Here is a 16,653-nt window from a genome sequence, read left to right as displayed (position 1 = left end):
GATGTTCTTGTAATCTTCTTCCTTTCAAAAGGCTTGTATATATGGTGCAAGACATAAAAAACTTGAGGAGATAAAAATTCTATGATGGAACAAAAACAACTTGTTTCTGTTGTCATACCTCTGTATAACACGGAAAAATATATTGAAGAAACGATGCAGTCAATATTAGATCAAACATATAAAAACATCGAAATTGTAATTGTAGATGATGGGAGTAAAGATCAGTCACCTTCTATCGTAAAAAATCTTGCTGAAAAATACCCAGGGCAAGTAAAATACGTTCATCAAAAAAACCAAGGCGTTTCAGTAGCCCGTAATACAGGTATGGAAAATGCTAGCGGAGAATATGTCGCTTTCCTTGATAGCGATGACTTATGGCATCCAACTAAAATTGAGAAGCAAGTCGAAAGTATGCATAAAAACGAAATGGACGCGTGCTATTGTGGTTATATGAATTTCTACGAAGAAACAGGCGAGAAGGTTGAACATACAACAAACTTTATTAAAGGTGATATGACAAAAGCATTCCTAACACATCAAGTTGTTGCTCAAACAAGTACTTGGATTTTCAAAAAATCTATCGTAATAGATCATAACATTCGTTTTACACCAGGATGTAGTTGGGGAGAAGACTTGGAGTTTTTATTTAAACTTATGAGTGTGACAAATGTATGTTATGTCGATGAATATTTAACATATTACAGAATCTTATCAGAAGGAAATCTTTCTTCTAAATATAAAGATTATGAATTAAAAACGGCAAAAGAGCTGGAAGTATTCAATCGTATGAAGGACTGGGTACATAATAAGTCTCAAGATTTCATTACAAAAGACCCTCAGTCACTTATTGAGGTTCTTGAGACTTATTTATTCCCTTATACAGTCATCAATAACGCTTGTATATATATTAAGGGAAACTCTCAATTAGATAAATCACAAGTTCAATTAATCAAAAAAGATATCAAGAAATATTGCCGTAAAATCTATTCAAAGAATGGAAAGCGTAGTAAAAAACTATATGCAATGCTTTGGTTTGTACGAATTAAATTTCTGTTTTCTTAAACTGAAAATATAACTATACTCTCTCTTTCTGTGAACAAATCAAATTTACAAATAGGACAAGCTAACCGGGTCCTAAAGAATAGAAAGGTCTTTTCTCATGAAAACAAATAAAATTCTAAAAAACGCATCCTACCTCTTTGTAGGAAACATTACTGTTCGTTTTGTACTGGCTATTGCAACAATTCTCTTTGCAAGATATGTTTCACCAGATGAGTACGGGATGTTTACAGTTGCATTAGCAGTTTCCGCTGTCATTTGCTATTTTACGGATGCAGGTTTGACACATACGTTTATGCGTGAAGGAACAAGAAGCAACGCTAACATTAGCGTATTAATAAGCAGTTATTTACGAATTCGTTTAGTATTAGCTATCGTAATTTCTGTGCTCTTCGCCATTTTCGCTCAGTTCTTCTACACTGATGCTTACTTACGTGCCATGGTATATTGGGTCGTACTACCAACCATGTTTGGAGCTACTTTACAAGGGGTTGGGATGGCCTATTTCCAAGTAACAGAGCGTATGCAATTCACAGCGATTATTTCTGTACTACAAGGTGTGACGGCCGCTGCCGCTCTTCTGCTAGGGATGTCATTTAAATGGTCACTTATGATGGTTGCTGCTATGTATGGAATATCTAGCCTTATAACAGGAGTCATTGCCTTTATAATGACAATCCGCTATACAACAATTCATAAGGGTTGGAATAAAGGCATTTTAGATCAATTACTTATTTTCACAGTCAATGGCGTTATCATTATGCTTTTACCGCAGTTAGGTCCTATTATCTTAGAAAAAGTTTCAACGAAAGCACAAGTTGGATTCTTTGGGGCCGCCTATAAAATACCTGCTGTACTTTACCAAATACCTGGTGTAATTGCAGCAGCCTTTTATCCAAAATTGTTTGCTTTTGGAAACGAAAATAATATTGATGAACATAGAAAGCTATCTCAATTCGAATTAAAGCTTATGTCTTTCTTAGGGATGGGAATTTCTATCCCGTTTATTGCCGATCCAAGTTTTTGGATTGTAACTCTATTAGGTGAAAAATATGCGCCAGCTGGTAATGCACTTGCAATTTTAGCCTTTATGGTCATTTTACAATCTATCAACTATCCGCTTGCTGATAATTTAACAACAGCTGGTCAACAATGGAAACGTGCGACAACTATGGCAATTGGATTAGCTGTTGCTATCATAAGTTACATCATATTAGGTAGCCAATTTGGAATGATGGGAGCTGCTGTAGCTGCTATCCTTACTGAGATTACATTATTAATCGGATTTTCATTATTCGTTCGTAAAGGATTTTCATTGCTATTCAAAGGAATAATATTCAATACACTAGCATTTATAATTAGTTATGCAATATATCGCACAGTATTAATTAGCTTACCACCACTAGTAGCTTTAGTACTTACTGGTATATTGTATGGCATTATTGGCCTTGCAATTGATCCACAAATACGTGGATTAATTTTAGGGTTTGTAAATAAAAAGCTAGGTAGATAAACAATAACAAGGCAAGCTTCTAAATTGTAAATAGAAGCTTGTTTTTTTACTTATATACAATTCCCCTTCATAATAAAAGGTTCTAGGTACAACCCCAATATATTTCTCGCACTTCTCTCCACTTAATACAACTGGTTTTTCCGTCAAATATAGTATTTCCACAAATTCATTGATCTGCTTATCAAACAGACCAAAGAACTGGATTATTCCTCTCTTTACAGTTATTACTCATTTGGTATATCCCGTTCATTCTCGTATGTGTTAAATCAATTCCTCACCTGTAATGTCACCATAACCTGATATGTTCCAATTTTGTCCATAGGCCTCGCCATGTGAAGCTAATTCAACTATTGCTTTTGCACCATCTGGTGTAAAACTATATTCACGGACAATCTTTTTACCTCCAATAAAGCTAGACATTTTATTTGCAAGTATTCCTTTTAATGTATGATGGACAAGTGTGTTTTCTGCATTTGGACCATAAAAGTTTGGGAAATGAGCAATAAACATTCATACATTAGCTTATTTTGAAAATATATACATTTTGAAATGATGGCATTATATGAAAGAATTTAGTATCATGATTCAAGGTACTATTTCAAGTTGGACGGAGGATACTATGAGCTTATTAACAGTTGAAAAATTAGGACATACATTTGGCGATCGTACATTATTTAAAGATGTATCTATGCGATTACTAGCAGGTGAACACGTTGGATTAGTTGGTGCAAACGGCGTTGGTAAATCAACATTTATGAATATCATTACTGGTCAACTTATTCATGACCAAGGTCGTGTAGAATGGACACCGGGCACACATTACGGCTACTTAGATCAGCATACTGTTTTAACGCCTGGACGTACAATTCGTGACGTACTAGCGGATGCATTTTTACCGTTATTCGAAAAGGAAAAAGCTTTAAATGAAGTTACAGAAAAAATGGGAACTGCTACACCAGAAGAGCTAGAAGAACTTCTTGAGCAAATGGCAGAAATACAAGATGCACTTGAAGCAGGTGGTTTCTATTTACTAGATATGAAAATTGAAGAGGCTGCACGTGGTCTTGGAATTGATGCAATTGGTTTAGATCGTGATGTTTCAGCACTAAGCGGTGGACAACGTACAAAAGTATTGCTTGCAAAGCTATTACTTGAACAACCAGAAGTGTTATTACTTGATGAACCTACTAACTATTTAGACGTTGAACATATTCATTGGTTAACAAATTATTTAAAAGAATACCCACATGCATTCTTATTAATTTCTCATGATACGGAATTTATGAACAAATGTGTTGATGTTATTTTCCATCTAGAATTCACAAAAATGACACGCTATACAGCGACATATGAAAAATTCCTAGAACTAGCAGAAATCAATAAAAATCAACATATAAACGCTTATGAAAAGCAGCGCGAGTTTATCAAAAAGCAAGAAGATTTCATTGCAAAGAACAAAGCCCGTTATTCAACAACAGGTCGTGCAAAGAGTCGTCAAAAACAACTTGATCGCATGGAACTTATTGATCGCCCAGAAACAGCAATTAAACCTGAATTCTCATTTAAAGAAAGTCGTGCAAGTAGTCGCTTCGTCTTTGAAGGTGAAAATGTAGAAATTGGATATACACATCCGCTACTACCAAAGCTATCAATGACAATTGAACGCGGTGAAAAAATTGCTATCGTTGGATGTAATGGTGTTGGTAAATCAACGTTACTAAAAACAATTTTAGGTAAAATTAAACCTTTAAGTGGTAAAACAAGTCTTGGTGACTTCTTAGAGCCAGCATACTTTGAGCAAGAAGTTAAAGCTGATAATATAACACCAATTGATGATGTATGGAATACATTCCCTGGCCTAGACCAGCATCAAATTCGTGCGATGTTAGCAAAATGTGGATTAAAAAATGAACATATTTCTCGCCCATTAAGTCAATTAAGTGGTGGAGAACAAGCAAAGGTTCGTTTATGTAAGCTAATGGGTGAAGAAAGTAACTGGCTACTATTTGATGAGCCGACAAACCATCTTGATGTTACAGCAAAAGCGGAACTTAAGAAGGCTATGAAAGCATATAAAGGAACAATTCTTCTTGTATGTCACGAACCGGACTTTTATGAAGATTGGGTTACAAAGGTTTGGAACATAGAAGAATGGGCACAACAAAACTCTTAATTACCTAACCTGCCCTTTATACTGTAACTTAACGTACAAAGGGCAGTTAAGTTACATCCTTAATAAATTTTGATAAGGGGTTTTGAAATATAATGGAAAGTACGTTCTCTCTCAAACTTAATACGTTTTTTGTGAAAATTTTATTATTACTATGTCTAATCATTTCTGGTGCTATCACATGGCATTCGGTAGCAGTGATTAAAGAACATGATGAGACTAGCCTCTTAGTTTTAATACCAGTCCTTATTCTAATAGGTCTTGTATTTTTACTTTTTGGCTATATTTCTAATAAATATATGTCAAAATTAACATTTTCTATCTCACTAATCATTTTGGCTTTTTCTATTCGATTAATTTGGATGCTCAATATTCAAACTCCTGTAGAAACAGACTTTTCAATGATGTACCATAGCGCTATACAAGCTGCTAAAGGAGACTTTAGTTTCGCACAAAATACTTATTATACTTCATGGGTTTACCAACTTGGCTTTACAATGTACCAAGCCTTTATTATTAAGTTATTTGGCGAAGGAACGTTTCTCTTAAAATTTTTAAATATAATCTATTGTACAGGAACAACATTACTAATTTATAAAATAACTTCTTATATATTTAATGAATGGTCTGGACGAATAGCTGGATTACTATATGCATTTTATATCCCAAGTATTGTATTGAGTTCTGTACTAACAAATCAACACCTTGCTGTATTTTTATTTTATCTAGGCTTCTATTTATTAATTACAAAAGGCCTAAGCAATAAATATACGTGGATTTTTATAGGGGCTATCCTAGCTTTAGGAGACATCATGCGTCCACTTGGTGCTATAATCTTAATTGCAATAACTATATATGTCTTTTTACAAGGTATATTAGGAAAATCAAGAAAAGAGATTTTTACTTCTGTAAAAAAACTTAGTGGCATTTTGATTGTATTTTTCCTTTTACATCAAATTGTAAGTTACTCATTTATATATTCCGGAATTACACAATATCCTCTCTCTAATCGTGATCCACTTTGGAAATTCACGTTAGGATTTAATCATGAAACAAAAGGTAGCTATTCTGGTGCAGATGCGGAATATATTATGTCCCTTAAACTTGGCGAAGAACGAACTGCGGCCCAAAAAAAACTAATTCAAGAGCGACTATCTGATCCACAGAAAGTTTTATCTTTATTTGGGGATAAATTTGTACTCATGTGGGCAGATTATGACTCCGCACCATTATGGAGCCTAGTAACATTGGAAAAGACAGATAAGGATATGGTGTCATTAAAAGAGGATCTTACAAAATATGAAAAGTATATGTATACTGCGGCTATGATATTTGGCACATTATCACTCCTTTATCTCATCCTAACTAAACAAAATAAAACACATTATACTCTATTTTTATTACTAATAATTGGTTACGTAGCTATTCATTTCTTAATCGAATACCAAACAAGGTACCGATACTTCATTATCCCTAGCTTTACAATAATTCAAGGCTACGGAATATATATTTTTTATAGTCTAATATCGAAAAAGAAATTGTCATAAAAAGAAAATAAGAAACTACCTTTCAAAATATTTGTAATTGCCCTCAATTTTACTTATAATTTACATTTTGAGGGCAATTTTTTTATGATTAATTCCATTTGAAACTTAAAAATATGGTATAATTTTTATTTGTTGTATATGAATAACACTTCTATATTTTTTGTTTTACTTATATATTATTATAAACATGAGGATATTATTATGGAAAAACTCTTAAAGTTTGGCTTAGTAGGGATCTTTAATACACTCATTACAATTATTAGCTTTTGGATATTATTAAAATTCGGTATGAACTACCTTATTGCGAATACCATTGCCTATTCAATTGGTGTTGCCAATAGCTACTATTGGAATAAAAATTGGGTATTTAAACCTAATAATAAAGGCTCGTCAATGTTCTTTAAATTTCTAACTGTAAATTTAATTGTATATGCTTTTAATACATTATGTTTATTTATATTAGTAAATAAACTTACCTTTAATGCATTAATTGCACAGATCTTCGCAATTGGTTTCGGAATGGTTATAAATTTTGTCCTTAATAAAATTTGGACATTCAACCAAACTAAAAAAGTGACTAATTAAATTTGAACAACTTATTAAAAATACGGAGGATGCAACATGCAAAAATTAATTTCGGTTGTAGTTCCTATGTACTTCGAGGAAGAAGTAGCACAAGAATGTTATAACCGTTTAAAGTCCGTTATGCTTCAAAATAACATTAATTACGAGTTTGTCTTTGTAAACGACGGTAGTACAGATCGCACAATGGAAATCTTATCTGAAATTGCAGCAAATGATTACCGTACAAAAATTGTTAATTTCGCACGTAACTTTGGTCACCAAGTAGCTGTTACAGCTGGTATTGCTGCCGCAAAAGGTGACGCTATTGTAATTATAGATGCAGACTTACAAGATCCACCTGAAGTTATTCCTGAACTTATTGCAAAATGGGAAGAAGGATATGAAGTTGTTTATGCAAAACGTAAGCAACGTAAAGGTGAAACTTGGTTCAAACTTTTAACAGCTAAGTATTTCTATAAATTCTTAAACTATATGTCTGATATCGATATCCCAAAAGATACTGGTGATTTCCGAATCATCGACCGTAAAATAGCTGATGTTTTCAATCAAATGACTGAGCGAAATCGCTTCATCCGCGGTATGATGTCTTGGGTTGGCTTCCGCCAAACATATGTTGAGTATGAACGTGATGAACGCTTTGCTGGTGAAACAAAATATCTATTAAAGAAAATGATTAAATTTGCATCTGACGGCATTATTGCATTTTCGACAAAGCCATTACGCATCGTTATGTCTTTAGGTTTATTATCAGTTCTTATTTCTATAATTGTCTTACTATATACAATTACTGTGAAGGTCTTTGGACATGGCACGCAAACAGGTTGGGCGTCCATTATGGTTGCTATTACATTCTTTAGTGGTATTCAATTACTTGGTCTTGGAATCGTTGGCCAGTATATTGCTCGTATTTATGACGAAAGTAAAAACCGTCCAATTTATATCGTAAAAGAAACAATTAACATTGATGAAGAAGAGACAGCACTGCAAAAAGAAAAAGTGAATGCATAATAAAAAGGTAACAATGAAAACTATCATTGTTACCTTTTTATATTGTAATAGCCCATAAGCCTCAAACGAAATTCTTTTAAAGTTGGATATGCCTCTAAATTAAACAACATCCCTTGGATAACCGGAATTCTTGGATTTTGCATCCTCATTTCTGCCTCCAAAACATCTAATGTAACAAGCAATTCCTCATCTTCTAATTGATCCGCTAAAGTACGTTTAAACACAATAATTTCTTTTAGAAAATGTTCCTTAACCTGTTCCTTAATAAGCTCTGATTTACAAAGAAATTCTCCAAGCTTTTCTTCATGTAATACAGGTTCTTCTGAAGATTCTACCAATCCATCTACTAAATGATCCACTCTTTTCAAAATAAAAGCAGAGACGTAAGATAAGTCTATTTCTGGTGCTTGTAAAATAATTAGTTCTAAATATCCACGGCATATGCCTTCTACCATAATGACTAAATCTAATAAATATGGCATAACCTTATCACCATAAATAGACAGTAAACTATTCCGATAAAATGCGTGAGACTCTAACTTCATCCGCATCATAAATTCTTCTACTTCTTTATTAAAAGGAATCGCATTTTCCCTTGCATGCATAATAATAAATTCTTTATGCTTTTGTATATCATTAAACTGGCAATGCAATTGTTTTGCAAATTTTTCACGTGGCAATAACGACTCTTTTTCAATATCCATCATTTTGTTTTGAATCTTGTCATAGTAATATCGAAGTGTCGCTAATAAAAGTTCCTCTTTTGATTTAAAGTATAAATAAAAGGCTCCCTTAGATATGCCACAAGCTGTCACAATTTCCTGCACCGATGTCGCATTTACACCCTTAGTCGCAAATAACTTCATAGCCATCTCTATAATTAAGCGCTCTTTTTCTTTCATATCATGTCTCTCCTAAATTTAATCTCGCATCTTATTATGAATGTATTATACCATCCCTTTTCATTGACGGCTGACCAATCAGTCAGTTATATTATGTATTAGATTGACCAGTTGGTCAATATAATACAAAGGGAGCGCAAACATGAACAAAATTATTAATTTTTCGTTAAAAAATAAGTTCGCAGTTTGGCTACTAACCATTATCGTTACCATTGCAGGTATTTATTCTGGGCTGAATATGAAGCTGGAAACAATTCCTGATATTACAACACCTGTTGTAACAGTAACCACGGTTTATCCTGGTGCTACACCAGAAGAAGTAGCTGATAAAGTTTCAAAACCGATGGAAGAGCAACTGCAAAATTTAAGTGGTGTAAACGTTGTTAGTTCATCATCTTTTCAAAATGCATCTTCTATTCAGGTAGAATATGATTTTGATAAAAATATGGAAAAGGCTGAAACAGAAATAAAAGAAGCTCTCGCAAATGTGAAACTGCCAGAAGGCGTAAAGGACCCGAAAGTTTCACGTGTAAACTTCAATGCCTTTCCTGTTATTTCATTAAGCGTAGCAAGTAAAAATGAATCTTTAGCTACCTTAACTGAAAATGTGGAAAAAAATGTTGTGCCAGGATTAAAAGGACTTGATGGAGTCGCATCTGTTCAAATTTCAGGTCAACAAGTAGATGAAGTACAACTTGTCTTTAAAAAAGATAAGATGAAAGAATTAGGTTTAAGTGAAGATACTGTAAAAAATGTAATTAAAGGATCGGACGTATCTTTACCACTTGGCCTATATACATTTAAAGGCACAGAAAAATCAGTTGTTGTAGATGGAAATATTACAACAATGAAAGCATTAAAAGAATTAAAAATCCCTGCTGTTCCTTCATCAGCAAGCAGTCAAGGTAGTCAAACTGCTGGAACTGGTGCACAAATACCACAAATGAATCCAGCTGCTATGAACGGGATTCCGACAGTTACATTAGACGAAATTGCTGACATTAAGGAAGTCGGAAAAGCAGAATCTATTTCTCGAACAAATGGAAAAGAAGCAATTGGAATTCAAATTGTCAAAGCTGCTGACGCCAACACAGTTGATGTTGTAAATGCAGTGAAAGATAAAGTAAAAGAACTTGAGAAAAAATATAAAGACTTAGAGATTATTTCAACATTCGACCAAGGTGCACCTATTGAGAAATCAGTAGAAACAATGCTGAGCAAAGCCATTTTTGGTGCTATTTTTGCGATTGTTATTATTATGCTGTTCCTACGAAATATCCGAACAACATTAATCTCTGTCGTTTCCATACCACTTTCTTTATTAATTGCTGTATTAGTCATAAAGCAAATGGATATTACACTTAACATTATGACGCTTGGAGCAATGACAGTCGCTATCGGGCGTGTTGTGGATGACTCCATTGTTGTTATTGAAAATATTTACCGACGTATGTCGTTATCAGGAGAGAAACTACGCGGGAAAGATTTAATTCGTGAAGCTACGAAAGAAATGTTTATTCCGATTATGTCTTCTACCATTGTAACAATTGCTGTATTTTTACCGCTTGGACTAGTAAAAGGTATGATTGGTGAAATGTTCTTACCATTCGCCTTAACTATCGTCTTCGCTTTATTAGCATCGTTACTAGTAGCAGTTACAATCGTACCGATGCTAGCTCATTCTTTATTTAAAAAAGAGAGCATGAGAGAAAAAGAAGTACATCATGAAGAAAAACCAAGTAAATTAGCAAAAGGTTATAAACGTATACTTGCATGGGCTTTAAATCATAAAATCATCACATCAAGTATTGCTGTCCTTCTATTAGTTGGTAGTCTTGCACTTGTTCCAATTATCGGTGTAAGTTTCTTACCATCTGAAGAAGAAAAAATGATTATTACAACGTACAACCCTGAACCAGGTCAAACGTTAGAAGACGTTGAAAAAATTGCAACGAAAGCTGAAAAGCACTTCCAAGATAATAAAGACGTCAAAACAATTCAATTCTCATTAGGTGGCGAAAACCCAATGAGTCCTGGTCAATCGAATCAGGCAATGTTCTTCGTACAATATGATAACGACACGAAAAACTTCGAAAAAGAGAAAGAACAAGTCGTTAAAGATTTACAGAAAATGTCTGGAAAAGGCGAATGGAAAAATCAAGACTTCGGAGCAAGTGGCGGTAGTAACGAAATCAAGTTATACGTTTACGGAGATAGCTCAGAAGACATTAAGCCTGTCGTAAAAGATATTCAAAACATAATGAAGAAAAACAAAGACTTAAAAGATATAGACTCTAGTATTGCAAAAACATACGCAGAATACACTTTAGTCGCAGATCAGGAAAAGCTAAGTAAAATGGGTCTAACGGCTGCACAAATTGGAATGGGACTTTCTAATCAACATGATCGCCCTGTTCTGACAACAATTAAAAAAGACGGTAAAGATATCAATGTATATGTAGAAGCTGAAAAACAAAATTATGAAACAATCGATGACTTAACAAATCGTAAAATTACAACGCCGCTTGGTAGTGAAGTGGCTGTAAAAGATGTGATGACTGTAAAAGAAGGAGAAACTTCGAATACAGTGAAACACCGCGATGGCCGTGTTTATGCGGAAGTAAGTGCAAAACTAACATCTGATGACGTTTCAAAAGCATCCGCCGCGGTTCAAAAAGAAGTAGATAAAATGGACCTTCCTTCTGGCGTAGATGTTTCTATGGGAGGCGTTACAAAAGATATTGAAGAATCATTCAAGCAACTTGGCTTAGCGATGTTAGCTGCGATTGCTATTGTATACTTCGTTCTTGTCGTGACATTTGGCGGTGCTCTTGCACCATTCGCAATTTTATTCTCGCTACCATTTACAATCATTGGAGCCCTTGTTGCCTTATTAATCTCTGGTGAAACGTTAAGTGTCTCTGCAATGATCGGTGCCCTTATGTTAATCGGTATCGTTGTAACAAACGCAATCGTGCTTATCGACCGCGTTATTCATAAAGAAAATGAAGGTCTATCAACACGTGAAGCTTTATTAGAAGCTGGTGCAACACGCCTTCGCCCGATTTTAATGACTGCAATTGCAACAATCGGTGCTCTTATCCCGCTCGCATTAGGATTTGAAGGTAGCGGCTTAATTTCTAAAGGACTTGGTGTAACAGTAATTGGTGGATTAACAAGTTCAACATTATTAACACTTCTTATTGTTCCAATCGTTTATGAAGTATTAAGCAAGTTTAAAAAGAAAAAAGTAAAGTAACAAAAAAATAACCTCGCTAACTGCGAGGTTATTTTTTATTTCCAAACAAGATTAGGAAATCACCATATCCTTCTTTTTCTAATTCCTCTGTTGGAATAAATCGAAGAGCTGCTGAATTTATACAATAGCGAAGTCCATTTGGTCCTGGACCATCTGGAAATACGTGGCCGAGATGTGAATCTCCTTCCTTACTTCTCACTTCTGTACGCGTCATATTATGACTCACATCCATTTTTTCCTTCACACTAGCTGACATAACTGGCTTCGTAAAACTAGGCCATCCACATCCACTATCAAATTTATCTAGAGAAGTAAACAAAGGTTCACCTGAAACGATATCTACATAAAGACCTTCTTCTTTATGATTCCAATACTCATTTCGAAATGGTGGTTCTGTACCATTTTCCTGTGTTACATAAAATTGCATCTCACTGAGTTTTTCCTTTAAATGAGCATTATCCTTTGGCCAATGTTGCTTAATAAACGCATCTCGCCCTGAGCCCTTACGGTATAACTCGTAGCGGAATTCATTTTTCTTATGATATCCTTGGTGATATTCCTCTGCGGGATAAAACGTAGCAGCTGGCAATATTTTTGTCGCAATCGGCTTTGAAAAGCGCCCACTCCTTGCAAGCTCTTCTTTTGAAGCCTCTGCTTTTTTATGTTGTTCTTCATTATGATAAAAAATCACTGTTTCGTAAGACTGTCCACGGTCATGGAATTGCCCGCCTACATCAGTCGGATCAATTTGTCTCCAATATATATTTAATAACTCCTCATACGGCATTTTATTTGCATCAAATGTAATTTGTACTGCCTCATAATGTCCCGTCGTTTCTGAACATACTTCTTTATATGTTGGATTCTCTTTATGACCACCTGTATAGCCAGAAACAACCTTTATAATTCCTTCCATCTCTTCAAATGGCGAAACCATACACCAGAAGCACCCTCCAGCAAATGTAGCTAATTCTACCTTTTCATTTACAACCATTCTTTCACCCCTATTCTATCTTCTCCTTACAGTATGGCATAAGAAACATCATGTTATAAAAGAAAAAGCATCGAACATCGATGCTTTTTTAATCTGTCTCCTTTGTAACGGACAGTAAAACCTCCAATGATTAAAGTTTGACTTTATTTACGAGGTTTTAAGGAATCTTGAAAATGAAAAGTATTATTTATTAGTAGCAAAATAAATATTTATATATTTGCCTTAAAATCTAATTCTAATAATATGGAATTGCAAATACATTTGTTGAAAATAAAATCATAAAGTGTATTAATTTACTTTAAAAGGAGAATTTGTGAAATGAAAAAGTTACTAGTATTACCAGCAATCGCTTTATCTTTAATTGGAACAGGGACAGCTGCAGCATCAGTACCAGAAACGCACATGAATAAAACTCCTGAAGTAACAGAAATTCAGCTAGGAAATGGCGATGATTCAATCATCATGTATTCATCATCAATATTACTAGGGAGTCAAACAGTCTCCTTTGATCATGGCTCTGGGTCCGGTTATTTTTGGAATAAATCTGGAGATGACCTTACATTTTGGATTCAAAACACAGGGCCAAGTACTTTACGCTATAAACTTATAAATTCAGCAGGCCATACGCTTTATCAAGAAAGTATAAGTCCAGGGGCGCAAAAAACTCTTTACTTTAGTACTAGTTGGTCAGATTGGGTATCAAGTGGAAAATATACCATCTCTGCATATACTGATCATGGTGGTGTTGATTCATTTAAATTTGCAGCAAGGGCATTTCCAGAAGGGTTTTAAGATCACAAAACATATTTATTTAATTATATATAAATATATATAATTATTAATTAAATTGTCTTTACGTTAATAATAAATAAACCCCCAAATCATGGACACTAAAAAAGTCTATGATTTTGGGGGTTGGTGCATTTTCACGCTCATTCCTCATTAATAATGGAAACGATGATAAAAGTGAGATACAGGAAATGAGCAAAATTATTTTTAATGAAATACAAAGGAGAATTCTTTTGTTAAATTATCCACTTTATAGGGTACAGTTCATTTCTTACTTCACTTTATTTTTTCCCAGCGTCCTTCTCCATTTCATCACTTGTCACATCTAAGACATCTAATAAGAAAATGAAGATTGGAATACCGATAATTAATCCCCATACACCTAAGAAGTGTTCCGAGAAGATTAATACCATAAACGTATAGAAAATTGGTAAGTTTGTTTTTTGCGACATAAGCTTCGGATTTAACACGTAACTTTCAAGCGCATGAATGACTGTTACGATAACTAAAATATAAACAACGTACATAATACCGCCGATATTGTAAGCAATCATACAAAGCGGGAATAACGAAATGATAACCCCAGCTACTGGAATTAAACCAAGTAAGAAGATCATTAACGCTAAACCTAATAATTGTGGGAATCCTAATATCCATAATGCAATAACGGATAAAACGCAGTTAACAACTGCAATTAAAAATTGTGCCTCAATTACTTTTCCGAATGAACGTGCAAATTTCTTACCGAAGTACTCGATTTCAGTATAGAAAATTGCAAGTCTGCTCTCTTTAAATTTTGCAGTAAAAGCAACGATACGAGCTTTCTCCAATAAGAAAAATAAACTTAAAATTAAAGAAAGTAACACTTGAAGGCCAAATTTCCCAACATTCGTAATCGATTTATACAAAATGTCAACGCCTTGTCCTACATACTTCGAAAGTTCCATATGATTAACAGCATTAACTGCATACTTAATTAATTCACTGTCCGGTGGGTTTCTTAAAAATACGTTAAATTGATAAATCAATTGTGAAATTTGTATCGTTAATACTGGTAAATATTTAAATAGCGTAATAGCAATTCCACCAATTAACATGACATATAGAAATGCTATAATGAGTTTTCGATTAATGGGCATGAAATGATCTAATTTGCGGGAAATAAACTTTTGGAATCGATCCATTAAATACGTAAGAATAAACGTAATTAAAATTAAATTCAACATACTTTGCAGCCCGTATAACACGAGGGCAAGTATTACTAATACGAGTAACCTCTGAAATCCTTTGCTTTGAAACAGGTTTTTTATTTGCATAATCGACGAGTACTCTCTCCTGTCCTATAAAGTAAAACGTTAATAAGTAGATTTTTCTCTTTTTTCTACTTTTAATTATTCATTCATATTAAGATTTTTATAAGCTCATTATACGCCTACCTTAGCAGATCTATAGTAGCTTACTTCTTATTTTACAATACAATGACCTAATTCAAAACGTATTCTACACAGTATTAATGAAGATTTAAGGAAACTTACATTTTGTCACAATAGGTCTTACCACTACTGTAACATAAAAAGCAAGCTATCAGTAGAAATCTGTCCTACAAATAGCTTGCTTTTCTCATTTTTTAAGTAAGTTTTACTATCCAATGAATGGCATGAACATCGGTATGACAACTACCGTTACAACTCCAACTACTGTTACAGCAATACTTGCCATAGCTGCCTCTACTTCACCCATTTCAATTCCTACTGCCACTCCTAATGCATGACCTGCTGTTCCAAGTGCTAAACCTTTTGCAATTGGATGTTTCACTCTAAATGTTTTTAAGAATAACGCTCCTAATGCGTATACAATGACTGCGTTAAAGATTACTGCAAATGATGTAATTGCTGGTATACCACCAATACTTTCAGAGATTGGTAATGCAATTGCTGTTGTTGCCGCTTGTGGTAACATTGAATTCATTACTGCTGTATCTAGGCCAATTGCTTTTGCAACAATGAACACGACAATTACTGAACAAATAGATCCAACCACGATAGCTGATAAAATTTGCCACCAATATTTTTTCAACTTATCCACTTGTTTATATAATGGAATTGCAAACGCGATTGTTGCTGGCTCTAAGAAAAAGCTAATCATTTTTCCACCAGTATTATATTCTTCGAAAGTAAAGTTACCTACTTTTAAAAAGACAATCCCTAATACCATCGCTACGAATAATGGTGTGAATAAGAAGAACCCTTTTGAATGCTTGAATAATAATGTTCCGATTCCGTATGCGATTAATGAAACGACGATTCCGAAATATGGAGTCATTGTGCTTGCCATGTTCATTCCCTCCTAACAATATATACTAAAATGGTTACGCAACTTTTCCGTGCTTGCGTCCTTTATTTACTACTTTCAATTCTTTTGTATCTTCTGTTTCTTTTTTATCTTTTCCTAAAATAAATTGTGCAAATAATCCTGTTACAGCGAGTAAAATAACTGTTGCAACAACAATAACAGTTAAAATTTGTACAAAATATTGTCCCATTACACCAAGAGAATTAATAACTGAAATACCTGATGGGACGAAAAGAAATCCGATAATACCTGTTAAAGCTGTTCCAAGTGATTCAACTTGTTCCAATTTAATAACCTTTAAACATAGTAGACTAAATAAAATGACTAATCCGATTACCGATGAAGGCATCGGAATTGGTAAATGTGTTGCAATAATATTAGAAATTAACATAATAGCTGAGAATATGAATGCTTGTGATAAGAAACTATATACTTTTTTCGTACTCATTTTAGCCACCTCTTTCGATTTGGTACC

General features: G+C 34.0%; 13 protein-coding genes and 1 pseudogene. 8 read left to right on the top strand and 6 right to left on the bottom strand.

The genetic code is table 11. The features are described from left to right. Positions 1–81: 81 nt before the first annotated feature. Positions 82–1,062 carry a glycosyltransferase family 2 protein gene (locus tag QCI47_RS00335; RefSeq protein ID WP_061131913.1) on the top strand — a complete coding sequence of 327 codons (981 nt, stop codon included), beginning with the start codon at positions 82–84 and terminating at the stop codon, positions 1,060–1,062. 97 nt (positions 1,063–1,159) lie between these two features. Beyond that, positions 1,160–2,572, top strand: coding sequence for an oligosaccharide flippase family protein (locus tag QCI47_RS00330; protein ID WP_000856141.1), 1,413 nt, complete (start codon positions 1,160–1,162; stop codon positions 2,570–2,572). On the opposite strand, the pseudogene QCI47_RS00325 reads toward QCI47_RS00330, so the two are convergent. Further along, a pseudogene (locus QCI47_RS00325) lies at positions 2,561–3,082 on the bottom strand (Rossmann-fold NAD(P)-binding domain-containing protein); the annotation flags it as partial. The gene QCI47_RS00330 and the pseudogene QCI47_RS00325 overlap by 12 nt on opposite strands. Positions 3,083–3,191: 109 nt before the next feature. Between QCI47_RS00325 and QCI47_RS00320 the strand changes: the two are divergent. The 4 genes from QCI47_RS00320 to QCI47_RS00305 all read left to right on the top strand — a co-directional run bounded on the left by QCI47_RS00320 (position 3,192) and on the right by QCI47_RS00305 (position 7,882). Next, the gene (locus QCI47_RS00320; protein ID WP_061131963.1) at positions 3,192–4,745 is read left to right on the top strand and encodes an ABC-F family ATP-binding cassette domain-containing protein; all 1,554 of its coding nucleotides are present in this window, start codon (positions 3,192–3,194) and stop codon (positions 4,743–4,745) included. 92 nt (positions 4,746–4,837) lie between these two features. After that, on the top strand, positions 4,838–6,289 hold the full coding sequence (locus QCI47_RS00315; RefSeq protein ID WP_061131916.1) for an ArnT family glycosyltransferase: 1,452 nt from the start codon (positions 4,838–4,840) through the stop codon (positions 6,287–6,289). A 201-nt stretch (positions 6,290–6,490) separates the two neighbouring features. Continuing rightward, on the top strand, positions 6,491–6,874 hold the full coding sequence (locus tag QCI47_RS00310) for a GtrA family protein (protein ID WP_000413286.1): 384 nt from the start codon (positions 6,491–6,493) through the stop codon (positions 6,872–6,874). 36 nt (positions 6,875–6,910) lie between these two features. Then, positions 6,911–7,882 (top strand): glycosyltransferase family 2 protein, encoded by a 972-nt coding sequence (locus QCI47_RS00305; protein ID WP_353811667.1) that lies wholly within the window; start codon positions 6,911–6,913, stop codon positions 7,880–7,882. 29 nt (positions 7,883–7,911) lie between these two features. Here the strand turns inward: QCI47_RS00305 and QCI47_RS00300 are convergent, their stop codons facing one another. Further along, positions 7,912–8,784 (bottom strand): TetR/AcrR family transcriptional regulator, encoded by an 873-nt coding sequence (locus QCI47_RS00300; protein WP_044791879.1) that lies wholly within the window; start codon positions 8,782–8,784, stop codon positions 7,912–7,914. A 142-nt stretch (positions 8,785–8,926) separates the two neighbouring features. Between QCI47_RS00300 and QCI47_RS00295 the strand changes: the two genes are divergently transcribed. Further along, a complete protein-coding gene (locus QCI47_RS00295) occupies positions 8,927–12,043 on the top strand; it encodes an efflux RND transporter permease subunit (RefSeq protein WP_071742898.1) in 3,117 nt (1,038 codons plus the stop codon). 28 nt (positions 12,044–12,071) lie between these two features. Here the strand turns inward: QCI47_RS00295 and msrB are convergent, their stop codons facing one another. Next, positions 12,072–13,037 (bottom strand): peptide-methionine (R)-S-oxide reductase MsrB, encoded by a 966-nt coding sequence (msrB, locus tag QCI47_RS00290; protein ID WP_000261264.1) that lies wholly within the window; start codon positions 13,035–13,037, stop codon positions 12,072–12,074. A gap of 318 nt (positions 13,038–13,355) precedes the next feature. Between msrB and QCI47_RS00285 the strand changes: the two genes are divergently transcribed. After that, entirely contained in the window at positions 13,356–13,829 is a 474-nt protein-coding gene (locus tag QCI47_RS00285) for a hypothetical protein (RefSeq protein WP_071742900.1), read from the top strand. Positions 13,830–14,107: 278 nt separating this feature from the next. Here the strand turns inward: QCI47_RS00285 and QCI47_RS00280 are convergent, their stop codons facing one another. The 3 genes from QCI47_RS00280 to lrgA all read right to left on the bottom strand — a co-directional run bounded on the left by QCI47_RS00280 (position 14,108) and on the right by lrgA (position 16,626). Next, complete coding sequence (locus QCI47_RS00280) at positions 14,108–15,142, bottom strand: AI-2E family transporter (protein WP_061131921.1); 1,035 nt, start codon at positions 15,140–15,142, stop codon at positions 14,108–14,110. Positions 15,143–15,467: 325 nt separating this feature from the next. Then, positions 15,468–16,160 carry an antiholin-like protein LrgB gene (gene lrgB / locus QCI47_RS00275; protein WP_000168869.1) on the bottom strand — a complete coding sequence of 231 codons (693 nt, stop codon included), beginning with the start codon at positions 16,158–16,160 and terminating at the stop codon, positions 15,468–15,470. A 34-nt stretch (positions 16,161–16,194) separates the two neighbouring features. After that, a complete protein-coding gene (gene lrgA, locus QCI47_RS00270; protein ID WP_000104902.1) occupies positions 16,195–16,626 on the bottom strand; it encodes an antiholin-like murein hydrolase modulator LrgA in 432 nt (143 codons plus the stop codon). Positions 16,627–16,653 lie beyond the last annotated feature (27 nt).

Origin of the sequence: Bacillus cereus group sp. RP29, from assembly GCF_040459765.1 — a bacterium.
Lineage (GTDB): Bacteria > Bacillota > Bacilli > Bacillales > Bacillaceae_G > Bacillus_A > Bacillus_A paranthracis.
Note: the sequence above shows the minus strand (reverse complement) of the source record. Positions and strands in the feature narration are given on the sequence as shown.